At 68.1% G+C, this 12,523-nt stretch carries 15 protein-coding genes; 7 read left to right on the top strand and 8 right to left on the bottom strand.

Annotated elements, in window-relative coordinates:
- Positions 1 to 32 precede the first annotated feature (32 nt).
- Entirely contained in the window at positions 33 to 473 is a 441-nt protein-coding gene (locus ACIG5A_RS33215; RefSeq protein ID WP_397247391.1) for a MarR family winged helix-turn-helix transcriptional regulator, read from the bottom strand.
- Positions 474 to 523: 50 nt separating this feature from the next.
- Here ACIG5A_RS33215 and ACIG5A_RS33210 point away from each other — a divergent pair, with 50 nt between their 5' ends.
- The 3 genes from ACIG5A_RS33210 to fmdA all read left to right on the top strand — a co-directional run bounded on the left by ACIG5A_RS33210 (position 524) and on the right by fmdA (position 3,292).
- Positions 524 to 1,627: a substrate-binding domain-containing protein gene (locus ACIG5A_RS33210; protein WP_397247389.1), complete on the top strand. Its 1,104-nt coding sequence runs from the start codon at positions 524 to 526 to the stop codon at positions 1,625 to 1,627.
- 113 nt (positions 1,628 to 1,740) lie between these two features.
- Positions 1,741 to 2,019, top strand: coding sequence for an FmdB family zinc ribbon protein (locus ACIG5A_RS33205; protein WP_397247387.1), 279 nt, complete (start codon positions 1,741 to 1,743; stop codon positions 2,017 to 2,019).
- 19 nt (positions 2,020 to 2,038) lie between these two features.
- The gene (fmdA, locus tag ACIG5A_RS33200) at positions 2,039 to 3,292 is read left to right on the top strand and encodes a formamidase (RefSeq protein ID WP_397247385.1); all 1,254 of its coding nucleotides are present in this window, start codon (positions 2,039 to 2,041) and stop codon (positions 3,290 to 3,292) included.
- Between the two features lie 93 nt (positions 3,293 to 3,385).
- On the opposite strand, the gene ACIG5A_RS33195 is transcribed toward fmdA, so the two are convergent.
- The 7 genes from ACIG5A_RS33195 to ACIG5A_RS33165 all read right to left on the bottom strand — a co-directional run bounded on the left by ACIG5A_RS33195 (position 3,386) and on the right by ACIG5A_RS33165 (position 9,522).
- Complete coding sequence (locus tag ACIG5A_RS33195; protein WP_397247383.1) at positions 3,386 to 3,631, bottom strand: hypothetical protein; 246 nt, start codon at positions 3,629 to 3,631, stop codon at positions 3,386 to 3,388.
- A gap of 271 nt (positions 3,632 to 3,902) precedes the next feature.
- Positions 3,903 to 4,481, bottom strand: a complete 579-nt coding sequence (locus ACIG5A_RS33190) for a TetR/AcrR family transcriptional regulator (protein WP_397247381.1) — start codon at positions 4,479 to 4,481, stop codon at positions 3,903 to 3,905.
- A 14-nt stretch (positions 4,482 to 4,495) separates the two neighbouring features.
- The gene (locus ACIG5A_RS33185) at positions 4,496 to 5,965 is read right to left on the bottom strand and encodes an FAD-dependent oxidoreductase (protein ID WP_397247379.1); all 1,470 of its coding nucleotides are present in this window, start codon (positions 5,963 to 5,965) and stop codon (positions 4,496 to 4,498) included.
- A gap of 12 nt (positions 5,966 to 5,977) precedes the next feature.
- Positions 5,978 to 6,418: a carboxymuconolactone decarboxylase family protein gene (locus ACIG5A_RS33180; RefSeq protein WP_397247377.1), complete on the bottom strand. Its 441-nt coding sequence runs from the start codon at positions 6,416 to 6,418 to the stop codon at positions 5,978 to 5,980.
- On the bottom strand, positions 6,415 to 7,287 hold the full coding sequence (locus ACIG5A_RS33175) for an NAD(P)-dependent oxidoreductase (RefSeq protein WP_397247375.1): 873 nt from the start codon (positions 7,285 to 7,287) through the stop codon (positions 6,415 to 6,417). The genes ACIG5A_RS33180 and ACIG5A_RS33175 overlap by 4 nt, the downstream gene beginning before the upstream one ends.
- Entirely contained in the window at positions 7,284 to 8,036 is a 753-nt protein-coding gene (locus ACIG5A_RS33170) for an SDR family oxidoreductase (protein WP_397247373.1), read from the bottom strand. The genes ACIG5A_RS33175 and ACIG5A_RS33170 overlap by 4 nt, the downstream gene beginning before the upstream one ends.
- A gap of 13 nt (positions 8,037 to 8,049) precedes the next feature.
- The gene (locus tag ACIG5A_RS33165) at positions 8,050 to 9,522 is read right to left on the bottom strand and encodes an aldehyde dehydrogenase (protein WP_397247371.1); all 1,473 of its coding nucleotides are present in this window, start codon (positions 9,520 to 9,522) and stop codon (positions 8,050 to 8,052) included.
- 242 nt (positions 9,523 to 9,764) lie between these two features.
- Between ACIG5A_RS33165 and ACIG5A_RS33160 the strand changes: the two genes are divergently transcribed.
- Genes ACIG5A_RS33160 through ACIG5A_RS33145 form a run of 4 tightly spaced genes read left to right on the top strand, consistent with a single transcriptional unit; the run spans position 9,765 to position 12,519 of the window.
- Positions 9,765 to 10,970, top strand: coding sequence for a cytochrome P450 (locus ACIG5A_RS33160; RefSeq protein WP_397247369.1), 1,206 nt, complete (start codon positions 9,765 to 9,767; stop codon positions 10,968 to 10,970).
- Positions 10,971 to 11,759 (top strand): SDR family oxidoreductase, encoded by a 789-nt coding sequence (locus ACIG5A_RS33155; protein ID WP_397247367.1) that lies wholly within the window; start codon positions 10,971 to 10,973, stop codon positions 11,757 to 11,759.
- Entirely contained in the window at positions 11,756 to 11,968 is a 213-nt protein-coding gene (locus tag ACIG5A_RS33150; RefSeq protein ID WP_397247365.1) for a ferredoxin, read from the top strand. The genes ACIG5A_RS33155 and ACIG5A_RS33150 overlap by 4 nt, the downstream gene beginning before the upstream one ends.
- On the top strand, positions 11,968 to 12,519 hold the full coding sequence (locus ACIG5A_RS33145) for a nuclear transport factor 2 family protein (protein WP_397247363.1): 552 nt from the start codon (positions 11,968 to 11,970) through the stop codon (positions 12,517 to 12,519). Before ACIG5A_RS33150 ends, ACIG5A_RS33145 begins: the two co-directional genes overlap by 1 nt.
- Positions 12,520 to 12,523 lie beyond the last annotated feature (4 nt).

Genomic DNA, 12,523 nt, shown 5'->3' with positions numbered 1-12,523 from the left:
CAGGCGCATATGCACCCTAACGGGACGCGGGGTCAGGTGCGGGCGGGTTCGGATTCGTGGAGGCGGTCGATGAGGGTGGTCAGGGTGCGGGTGAGGCGGTGGCGGTCGGTGGGGAGGGCGGGGAGGTCGCTTTCGGCGAGGGCGGTGGTCATCACCTGGTGCGTGAGTTTGCCGCGGCGGGTGGGGAAGACCAGGACGCGGCGGCGGTCGGTGGCATCCACCTTGCGGTGCACCAGGTTGTCGGAGATCATCGCGTCGATCAGCCGGGTCAGGCTGGCGCCGGTGCACAGGGTGGCCTCCGCCAGCTGCGACATGGAACGGCCGTTGCCGTCGGCGACCGCGGACAGCACATGCCAACGCCCGACCGAGGTTTCCCCGAGGCAGGCCGCGATGGCGCGATCCAGCTCCTGCGATGCCCGGCGTACGAGCCGCGCCAGGTCCTCCAGTGCGGCGGGTGCGGTGCTATCGTCCACGTCAGCACTATATACAACGCCGTACGCGATAGATTCGAATGGAAATTACGGTGGTGATTCCATTGCCGCGCTGGGGTTCTGCCGATCCGGCCGCCCGCTATCGGCGCCCTACCGTTGATATCGCCCTGGTGGTGCCGCTGAGCGGTCCGGCGGGCATGTTCGGGCCGTCCTGTGAGGCATGCGCCGATCTCGCGGTGGACGACATCAATGCCGCGGGCGGCATTCTCGACCGCCCCGTGCGTTTACACCCGGTGGACGCGGGCGCGCCGCTGCCCGTGCTGGCCGAGCGGATCGATCGCATGGTCAGCACCGGCCAGGTCGACGGCGTCGTCGGCTGGCATCTGTCCAACGCGCGCAGGGTGATCACGCCGCGCACCGCGGGCCGGGTGCCATACGTGTACACCACGTTCTATGAGGGCGGCGAGGACTCCGACGGCGTCTACATGGTCGGTGAGACCCCCGATCATCAGCTGTTCCCCGCGCTGCGCTGGCTGCGCGGCGAGCACGGCATCCGGCGCTGGTGCGTCATCGGCAACGACTACGTCTGGCCGCGCGAAACCGCAAGGGTGACCCGCGAATTCGCCGCGGGCACCGATATCGGCATCGTCGGCGAGGTCTTCCTGCCGCTCGGCGGGCGCGACTTCCGCGGCGCGCTGGATCTGATCGCCGACTCCCCCGCACAGGGTGTGCTGTTGTTCATGGTCGGCGCCGACTGCGCCGCGTTCAACCGCGCCTTCGCCCGCGCCGGTCTCGACGAGGGCAGGCTGCGCCTGAGCATGATGATCGGCGAGGACGTGCTGTACGCGGGCGGCGCCGACAGTACCCGCGGATTGTTCACCGCGAGCGGCTATTTCGAGAGCCTGGTCTCCACGCCGGGCATGGACTTCGGCGCGAGGTATCTGCGCGAGTTCGGACCGGCCGCGCCCGCGCTGAACAATATCGGCGAATCCTGTTACGAGGGGCTGCTGTTGTTCGCCTCGCTCGCCGATACCGCGCGCAGCCTCGATCTGCGCACCATCGAGCGCAGCGCGGCGCGGGTCAGCTACGGCGGGCCGCGCGGTGAGGTGCGGGTGCGCGGCACGCACACCACTCAGCCGGTCTACCTCGCCGACGCCGACGCGCTCGAGTTCAGCGTGCTGACCGAACTGGGCTGACCAGCCGTTTCGCCGTAATACGAACTTCACCTCGCGGATTCGCCGCGGAGACATCCACACCTTTGTATCGTCACCGTACGGAATATCCCCATTTGAAAATAAACGAGGTCGCTATGCCGTCCTATCAGTTCACTTGCCGCCGCGACTGCGGCAGCTTCGAGCGCACCTTCCGCATGGCCGAGGCACCGGCCGTCACCACATGCCCCCAGTGCGGCGCCGCGAGCCGAAGGTGCTTCGGCGGCGCACTGGTTCATCGAAGCGCGACCGTGACCCGGCTGCTCGATGCCACCAAACGCACCGCCGACGAGCCGAGGGTGGTCGGCGCGCCGCCGGCCCGAAGCACGTCATCAATATCTCGTAATCCCTTGCACCGCAAGCTCCCCCGCTACTGATCGCGAAAGAAGGAGACCCATGCCCGAGTTGGTGTACCCGCTCGACTCCCGCAAGAAGTTCACCGAGCAGCAGTTCATCGGCCACAACCGCTGGCATCCCGATATCCCGCCGGCGGTCACCGTCAAGCCGGGCAGCGAATTCCGGGTGCACGTGCGCGAATGGTTCGACGGCGCGATCCACAACGACGACTCCGCCGAGGATGTGCTGAACGCGCCGCTCAGCACGGTGCACTGCCTGTCCGGCCCGTTCGCCATCGAAGGAGCGCGGCCCGGCGACCTGCTCGTCGTCGACATCCTCGACATCGGCCCCATCCCGCAGGAGGATTCGGGCCCGCTTGCCGGACAGGGCTGGGGTTACACCGGCATCTTCGCCACCGACAACGGCGGCGGTTTCCTCACCGAGCACTTCCCCGACGCGTACAAGGCGATCTGGGATTTCAGCGGCCACACCACCACCTCGCGGCATATCCCCGGCGTGAAGTTCACCGGGATGACCCACCCGGGGCTGATGGGCACCGCACCGTCGGCGGCGCTGCTGGCCAAGTGGAATGCCCGCGAGCAGGCGCTGATCGATACCGATCCGCTGCGGGTGCCGCCGCTCGCGCTGCCGCCGGAACCGCGCGACGCCATCCTCGGCGCGCTGCGCGGGCCCGAATTCGACCGGGTGGCCGCCGATGCCGCGCGGACCGCGCCGCCGCGGGAGAACGGCGGCAATCAAGACATCAAGAACTTCACCAGGGGCAGCCGGGTCTTCTACCCGGTCTTCGTCGACGGCGCCAATCTGTCCGTCGGCGATCTGCACTTCTCCCAGGGCGACGGCGAGATCACCTTCTGCGGCGCCATCGAGATGGGCGGATTCATCGATCTGCGGGTGGATCTCATCAAGAACGGCATGGAGCTCTACGGCGTCGCCGAGAACGCGATCTTCATGCCGGGCAACGAGGGCCCGAACTACACGGAGTACCTGGCCTTTTCGGGCACCTCCGTGACGCTCGGCGGCGAACAGCGCTATCTCGATTCGCAATTGGCCTTCGAGCGCGCCTGCCTGCACGCCATCGACTATCTCACCAAGTTCGGCTACAGCCCCGAGCAGGCCTACCTGTTGCTGGGCGCCGCCCCCATCGAGGGCCGCTTCTCCGGCGTCGTCGACATCCCGAATTCCTGTGCGACGGTGTACATCCCGACGGCGATCTTCGACTTCCCGATCGCGCCGTCGGCGGCCGGGCCGGTGGCCATCGATCCCGGTATCGGCGCACCGCACGCCAGTCGCTGACCAATTGCCGAAAGTGGTCCGCGCACAATAGAAACGGTCAGGCCGAGGTATTCCGCCGTCGATGGGCGAAACACCTCGGCCTGATTGCCGGCACTAGGGGCAGTTCTTGCCGCCAGGGCAAACCGGGTTGCCGCTGCCGGTGTTGAGCAGCTTCGCCAGGCCGTTGATCAGGTTCGCCGAACCGGTCGCCGAACCGGTGGCGGTGCTGTCGGCCGAGCCGGTGCTGTCCGCGACAACGCGGCCCGCGTCGACGTTGTCCGCGTGGACCAGGCCCGAGCCTGCGACGACGATGGAAGCCGCGCTCACGCACACGATTCCGAAGTTACGGATCTTCTTCATGGAAAGTTTTCCTGTTCTCGCACCGTCAACGCCCCCTCGGCGCCGACGGACAAAGAACTATCACGAAATGGCAACGACAAAAGTAACGTCCCGAGCCGACACAACCAGGTGAGATAGCTGAGAATTTGCGATCATTCGGAGCGTAATACTGGACAACCGAATCGTGCCGATACGCTCGCGCCTCCGCCGTTCAGCGCGCGTTTGCCGGGCGGCAATATTGACCCGAAGTCAGCAAACCACTGGCTACCAGTGAGATTAGCGTCACTCACCACTACTTCAAGATCAACAGGGCGGACTTCTCGATGCGGTCGGCAATCTCCGAGTACGACGCATAGCCCATGCCCGCGCGCACCAGCGCCCCCGCATAGAGCAGCTCCAGCGATTCGACGACGTCCGGATCGGCCGCGGCGCCGAGCGCGCGCACGATGCGCTTGCGGATCTCGGCGCCGGTGCGATCGCGCAGATGCGCGACATCCGGGTCGCGCCCGAGCAGCGCGCTGGTCACCGCGCCGGACAGCTCCTGCTCATCGGCGACGAGCATCGCGATGGTGCGCAGCTCGGCGACGACACGGACGGTGGGATCCGGATCGTCGCTGGCCGGCGACGGTGTGGTGATCAGCCTGCGCCAGAAGATCTCGGCGACCAGATGTTCCTTCGACGAGAAGTACGTGTAGGCCGTCGCGGTCCCGACGCCCGCCGCGGCCGCGACCATCCGGATGGTCATCCCGGCGAAACCCTCGCGCGCGAGCACCTCGACCGCCGCCTTGGTGAGCTTGTCGACGGTGTCGGCCTGCTTCTCGCTGAGGCGTCTGCGCGTCGCCTCCAGCATCGTGGAATCGCCTTCGGACATGTGTCTGGACGCTATCAGCTCTTGGCCGCCGCGATACCGGCGCGGCGACCGTAGAAGCTGCCGTCACCGAGGGACGCACCGCTCACGTAGCCGCCCGCACACAGCCCCGAGGTGCACCGGCCCGCCGCGAACAGCCCGGCGATCGGCGCACCGGAGACGTGCACGACCCTGGAGTCGAGATCGGTGCGCAGCCCGCCGAGGGTGAAACCCGCGGTGAAACCGCGCATGTCGAAGGCGGCCAGCGGAGTTCCGATGGGGCGCACCCACTCCGGCTTCTTGCCGAGCAGCGGATCCTTGCCGTCCTGCGCGTGCAGGTTGTAGGTGTCGACGGTGGCCTGCAAAGCCTGTGCAGGCAGGCCCATTTCGGCCTCGAGCTCGGCCACCGTCTCCGCCGCCCAAGTCGGCGGCTGCCGGAAGAACGGGGTGGCGGTCACCGTGGTCAGCGCCTCCTCGTAGGACTGCTCGTCGATCACCAGGTAGGCCTGGTTGTCCTGCTGGAGCAGGGTCGCCTGCCCGATCCGGCCCGGGTAGGTGTCCTCGGGGATATAGCGCTGACCACGGCCGTTCACCAGGATGCCGCGCACCAGCAGCTGCGGGTCGCCGAAGAACGCCACCTCGGTGGCGTCCATATGCGCCAGATCCGCGCCGAGCGCCTGGGCCAGCCGGATGCCGATGCCGTCGTGCTCCTCGATCGCCGCGGCGGGCCGCCCGATCAGCCGCGGCGCGTACCCCTCGATCATCCGCTGCTCGTAGGCGAAAGAGCCAGTGGCCAAGACGATTCCACGCTCGGCCCGCACCGCGATCTCCTTGCCGAACCGGGTGACGATCGCGCCGACCACCCGATCGGTGTCGTCAACGACGAGGCGGCGGATGCGGGTGTCGTACCGCACCTGGACACCGAGCCCCTCCGCGGTCTCGGCGAGCGGCTTCATCAGCATGTAGCCACCGCTCTTGCGGCCGATCCGCTTGTCGGCGTACCGCGGAACATGGCCGCGCGGTGCGGGTTTCGCGAGCTGATTGAACGGCGCGGCGTTCTCACCGCCGGAGTACATCAGCCCCTCGTCGTGCGGCGGCTCCCAGCCCGGCTCGCCCCAGAACGCCTCGCGGAACGGCACGCCGTTGGCGACGAGCCAGTGGTAGTGCTCGACGCTGCCGCGGCAGTAGTCCGCGATCTTCGCCTTGTCCACTCCGGGACCGAGCGCGGCGAGCAGGAACTTCTCCATGTTCTCCGGGGTGTCCTCGAAACCGAGGGTGCGCTGCAACGGCGTTCCGCCGCCGAGATAGATGAAGCCGCCCGCCATGGCGGCCGCACCACCCCAGCCGCCGGTGCGCTCCAGGATCAGCACCTGCGCACCCGCGCGGGCCGCCTCGATCGCGGCACACACCCCGGCGATGCCGTATCCGGCGACGACGACGTCGGCCCGCTCATCCCATTCGGTGACGGCGCTCGCGCGCAGCGGGCGAACGGTGCTGGTATCGGACATGTTTCGGGTTCCCTACTGCTCGCTGGATTCGGATCGCGCACTGGTTTCGGACTGCTCACCGGTTTCGGACTGCGCTGCCTTGGCGGCCTTCTTCTGCTGACCGACGATGGTGCCGACGAGCAGGTCGAGCTTGGTGCCGTTCGGCCAGCCGACGTAATGGCACAGGAACAACGCGATGTCGTGCAGCTGCTCCTCGGTCAGCTCACCGTTGCGCAGCGCGGCGCCGATCTGGATGCCCGCGGTATCGATCGCGCCCTGCGCGGTCAGCGCGCCGAGCAGCAGCAGCCGCCGGTCACGCACGGTGAGCCCGGGTCGCGACCAGATATCGGCGAACAGATGGTCGGCGGTCACGGCGAAGTGCGCGCCGGGGTAGTCCTTGAATTCGGTGCCGTATACCTCGGCCATCTTGGCAAGGCCACGCTGCCGCACAGAGTCGGATCCGTTGTAGCTCATATATTTTCCCCTTCAGAGCCGAGTTCACCCGTACCGACGCCGAGTCCCGCGCCCAACCGCCGCAGCGCCGATTCCGCCAGCGGCAGGTCGACGCCGAGCCGTGCGCCGAGGTCGAGCGCGAGTGCGAGGTCCTTCTCGCCGAGGTCGCGCACGTGGCGCAGGATGGGCAGCCAGAAATCGCCCTCCGCGATCGGCGCCGTGCGATCGCGCAGCATGATCGCGCCGGGCCCGCCGGTGACGGCATCGGAATGCCGGACCACCTTGCCCAGCACCGTAATATCCAGCCCCGCCGCCTCGGCCAGCCGCTGCGCCTCGGTGACCGCGGTGAACGCGACGAAGTGCACGAGGTTGCGCGCCAGCTTCATTCGGGTACCCGCGCCGACCGGGCCCGCGTGCACCACGAGATCGGCGAAGCATTCGAACGGCCCGCGCACCCGCTCGAAGGCCGCCGCGCTGCCGCCGACCATGACCGCGAGCGCACCGCGTCGCGCGCCGACCGCGCCGCCGCTGATCGGGGCGTCGACGAGCTCGACGCCGTGCTCGGCGCATGCGGCCGCGAGCTCCGCCGCGGTCCGATCACCGATCGTGGAGTGCACGGCGACAACGGTTCCCGGCTTCGCCGTGTGCAGTAGTTCCGCGACCACCGCGCGCACCTGCTCGTCGTTCACCACCGTCACCGAGATCACCTCGGCCCGCTCGGCGACCTCGGCGGCCGAATCGACCGCGACCGCACCGGCTTCGACGAACGGCCGGACCGCCTCGGCGCGGGTATCGCAGACGGTGAGCCCGCCCGGCCAGCTCAGCAGCCGCTGCGCCATCGGCGCGCCCATATTTCCCACACCGATGAACCCGACCCGGAGCTCGCTCATGACCGGAAGACCTGTCCGCCATCGACATTGAAGATCTGCCCGGTGACCCAGCTCGCCTCGTCGGACAGCAGGTACAGGCAGGCACCGACGAGATCGGCCGGTGTGCCGAGCCGTTTGAGCGGCAGCCGCGCCACCATGTCGTCGACGATGACGCTCGGCGTGACGGTCTTGGTCGCCTCGGTGTCGATGGGGCCGGGTGCGATGGCGTTGATCCTGATGTTGGATCCGCCGAGTTCGAAGGCGAGCTGCTGGGTCAGGCCGTTGATACCGACCTTGGCCAGGCCGTAGAAGCTGGCGTATGTCCATGCCGCGGTGGAGGATTGGTTGACGATCGACGCGCCACCGGTTTTCGGCATGTGCGGAAAGACCGCGCGGGTCATATTCAGCGCGCCGTCCATGTTCACGCTCATGAACCGCTTGTAGTAATCCCATGGCACGGTGAGCAGCAGGTTGATCTTCATCTCGCCGTAGATGGCGGCGTTGTTCACCAGGTGATCGATACCGCCGAACTCTTCGACGGCGAAGGCGGCGAGCGCCGCGGCGGAATCCGGATCGGCCACATCGACCGCACCGAAGACCGCGTTCTGCCCGTCGGCGACGATCGCGTCGGCCACCGCCGTGCCGCGTTCGATATTGCGGTCGGCGACAACGACATTCGCCCCCTCGGCGGCCAGCGCCCTGGCGTACGCCTCGCCGATACCCTGGGCGGCGCCGGTGACAATGACCGTGCGTCCGATGAAACGGGCCATGAATGCGGCTCCTCTAGTGTCCGTGCGCGGTGGCGATCACCTTGGTCTCGAGGTACTCCTCGAATCCGGCGACGCCCATTTCCCGGCCGATGCCGGACTGCTTGTAGCCGCCGAACGGGACGTCGGCGGAGTACCAGACGCCGCCGTTCACGCTCAGCGTCCCGGTGCGCACGCCCGCGGTGACGTGGCGCAGGCGCTCGGGATCCGCGCCCCACACCGATCCGGACAGCCCGTACGGTGAATCGTTGGCGAGCCGGATCGCGTCGTCGTCACCGTCGTACGGAATGATCACCAGCACCGGGCCGAAGATCTCCTCGCGCGCGACCCGCGCCGAATGCGGCACGCCGGCAATGAGTGTCGGCTCGACGAACCAGCCGCGCTCACGGCCCGCCGGTATGCCGCCGCCGGTGACGATCCGGCCGCCGTCGGCCAGCGCGCTGTCGATATAGCGCAGCACCCGATCCCGCTGGCGGCGCGAAATCAGCGGTCCGCAGACAGTTTTGGGATCCGCGGGGTCACCTGGGGCGATCCCGGCCAGCGTGGCGGCCGTGGCTTGGACGGCCTCGTCGTAGGCGGCGCGCGGTACCAGCAGCCTCGTGGTGATCGCGCAGCCCTGCCCCGCGTGCACGCACACCGAAAATGCCGCGACCGCACAGGCTCCCGCGATATTCGCGTCGTCGAGCACGATGAACGCCGACTTGCCGCCGAGCTCGAGGAAGGTCTTCTTCAGCGTCGGTGCCGCGGCGGCCATCACCGAGCGCCCGGTCTGCGTCGAGCCGGTGAAGCTGATCAGATCGACCCGCGGATCCGCGGTGAGCCGCGCGCCGAGACCATGATCGGCCGAGGTCACGATGTTCACCACGCCCGCGGGGATATCGGTCTGCTCGGCGATGATCGCGCCGACGGCCGCCGCGCACCACGGCGTATCCGGAGCGGGCTTGAGCACCACGGTATTTCCGGCGGCGAGCGCGGGGCCGAGCTTGGCGAAGTTGATCTGATGCGGGAAGTTCCACGGCGTGATGGCGCCGACCACGCCGACGGGCTCCTTGCGCAGCATTCGGTGCGTCGAGATGCCCATCGGCGCGGCGACACCGAGATCGGTCTGCCACGAATAGTTTTCGGCGAGCTCGGCGCAGTAGCCGAGGTCGGCGATCGGTCCGGCCAGCTGCGGCCCGGACGTGAGCATGGTCGGCGCGCCCGCCTCGGCGACCGTGATCGCGCGCAGCTCTTCGATATTCGCCTGCAAGGCGTCGCGCAGCTGAAGCAGGCAGCGGGCGCGCAGTGCCGGATCACTCGCCCACTCGGTGTCGTCGAATGCGGTGCGGGCGGCGGTGATCGCCGCGTCCATATCGGCGCCGCACGCATCGGCCGCGTAGCCGATGACCTGCTCGGTCGCCGGGTTCACCGTCGCGAACACACCGTCACCGCCCGCGACGAGCTTGCCGTCGATCAACAGACGCGAACCGTCGGCGGGCAGCAGGCTCATGCGTGACTCCGATGCTGTCTGGACAGGTGTACGGAATATAGTCTCGCAATACTTCGCCGCACAAGAACATGTTTCACTATTGCGGTCGGATCCACGGTGGATCTCCCGCAAAATAGTGGAACCGATTGTCGCGAAACCTGGTCGCTGGTACCGTCCAGACACATGTCCAGCTACGTGTCTCTCCCCTGCGGAGCGACCGGGCCGAGCCGCGAGAACTCGTTATCGATACACGGAGGAGCGCGATGAAGGCAGCCTCGCTGGAGCCACTGACCTTCGATCCGTACGACTACGGATTCCACGACGATCCATACCCCACCTACGAGCGGCTGCGCGCCGAGGCGCCGCTTTACCACAACGCCGAACTGGATTTCTGGGCGCTGTCCAGGCACGCCGACGTGGTCGCCGGATTCCGCGACAGCGCACGGCTGTCGAGCGCCAACGGCGTATCACTGGATCCCGCCGCCTGGGGCCCGCACGCCCATCGGGTGATGTCGTTCCTCGCGATGGACGATCCAAGGCATCTGCGCATGCGCAAGCTGGTCTACAAGGGGTTCACCCCGCGCCGAGTGGCCGAAATGGCCGATCGCATCACCGAACTCACGCTGTCTTACCTGGAGCCCGCCCTGGCGCGCGGCACCTTCGACTGGATCGACGAGGTCGCGGGCAAGCTGCCGATGGACGTCATCTCCGAGCTGATGGGCGTGCCGGAGGCCGACCGCGCGGAGATCCGCAGGCTCGCCGATCTGGTCGTGCATCGGGAGGACGGCGTGCTCGATATCCCGATGGCCGCGGCGCAGGCCTCGATCCGGCTGATCACCTACTACTCCGACATGGTCGCCGCGCGCCGCGGATCCCCGACCGCCGACCTGACCTCGGCGCTGCTCGACGCCGAAATCGACGGCGACACACTGTCGGACGAGGAGATCATCGGGTTCCTGTTCCTGATGGTGGTGGCCGGGAACGAGACGACGACGAAGCTGCTCGGCAACGCACTGTATTGGGGCGCACGCAATCCCGGCGAGTACGCGAAGGTGGCCGCGGCGACCGATCTGGTGCCGGACTGGGTCGAGGAAACGCTGCGCTACGACACGTCGAGCCAGATCATCGCGCGCACCGCGGCCGTCGACCTGGAGTACCACGGCCGCACCGTCCCCGCAGGTGCCAAGGTGCTGTTGCTGATCGGCTCGGCCAACCGGGATTCGCTGGCCTTCGCCGACGGCGACACCTACCGCATCGACCGCGCCGACACGGGCGGGCTGGCGAGTTTCGGTGCCGGAGTGCACTTCTGCCTCGGCGCGCACCTCGCCCGGCTGGAGGCGAACATCGCGCTGCGCGCGTTCGCCACGCGCGTACGCGCCTACGACGTCGTGGACAGCGGCATCGTGCGGGTGCATTCGACCAATGTGCGCGGGTTCGCCGCGCTCCCCCTAGTCGTCGAGGTGCGGTAAATGCCACGCTACGAACCGAATCCGGTGCGCAGGCCAGCGATCGTGGCGGGCGCGTCCTCCGGCATCGGCGCCGCGACCGCGCTCGCGCTCGCCGAGCTCGGACATCCGGTGGCGCTGGGCGCCAGGCGCGTCGAGCTGTGCGCCGAGCTGGCGAACAAGATCAGGGCCGAGGGCGGCGCCGCGTTCGCGCACCGGCTCGATGTCACCGATGCCGCCTCGGTCGACGAATTCGCCGGCGCCGCCGAAGCGGAACTCGGACCGACCGAGATCGTCGTCTCCGGAGCGGGCGATATCGAATTCGCGCAGGTGCACGCGATGGATCCCGAGGTTTTCCTGCAACAGCTCTCGGTGCATCTGAGCGGGCCGCAGCGCCTCGCGCACCGGGTACTACCCGGCATGATCGCCAGGCGGCGTGGCGATTTCGTGCTCATCGGCTCGGATTGCGCCCCCGAACCGCGGCCGCGCACCGGTGCGTACAGCGCCGCGAAGGCCGGAGTGGAGGCCATGGGCGCGCAGCTGCGCATGGAGCTCGAGGGCACCGGAGTACGTGCCTCGGTGGTCCGGCCGGGACCGACGCTGACCGGGATGGGGATGAACGCGACGCCCGAGGCGGTCGGCCCGCTGCTCGACGACTGGAAGACCTGGGGATTCGCCAGGCATCCCTACATGCTGCGGGCCGCCGACCTCGCCGCGGCGGTGGTCGCGGTGGTGTCCGCGCCGCGCGGCGCGCACCTGGTGCTCGTCGAGGTGCAGCCGGAGGCGCCACTGCGGGAGGTGCCCGAATCATGAGGATCGTCGCGGATCTCGACCTGTGCCAGGGCCACGCCGTCTGCCAGGACGAAGCGCCACAGGTGTTTTCGGTCCCGATGCGCGGCCAGGTCGAAATCCTGTCCGCCACACCGGATGCCGAGCAGCGCGCCGATATCGAACGCGCCGTGCGCTACTGCCCGACCCAGGCGTTGACGATCGTCACCGACGAGCCGGAAGGAGCACGCTGATGCCGAGTTTCGAGCGCGGCGAACTGGACGAGATGGTCCGGCGCTGGGTGCTGGAGAACCAGCGGTGCGAGGAGAAGCGCGACTGGCGCCCACTCGCCGAGATGTACACCGAGGACGCGACCTACGGCTGGAATTACGGGCCAGCCATGGAATTCATGGCGGTCGGACGGGCCGAGATCCGCGATATCGCGCTCGGGCAGGAGATGCAGGGCCTGGAGGGCTGGGCGTATCCGTATCAGGAGTTCGTCATCGACGACCGCAGCGGCACCGTCATCGGCCTCTGGAAACAGGTGAGCGATGCGATGCGCCCCGACGGACGGCCGTACAGCCCGGCGGGCATCGGCGGCAGCTGGTTCCGGTACGGCGGCGGCTTCCAATGGTCATGGCAGCGCGACTTCTTCGACTTCGGCAATGTGTCCGCGCTGTTCGTCGAGATGATCACCGACAACGCGCTGACGCCCGGCATGCAGCGGCGCATCCAGCGCTCGGTGTCCGGTGATCCACTGCCCGGCTGGTATTCGATCGGCGAGTCACCGATTCCCCTGTGGTGAACGA

It is taken from the genome of Nocardia sp. NPDC052566, from assembly GCF_044547285.1.
Lineage (GTDB): Bacteria > Actinomycetota > Actinomycetes > Mycobacteriales > Mycobacteriaceae > Nocardia.
Note: the sequence above shows the minus strand (reverse complement) of the source record. Positions and strands in the feature narration are given on the sequence as shown.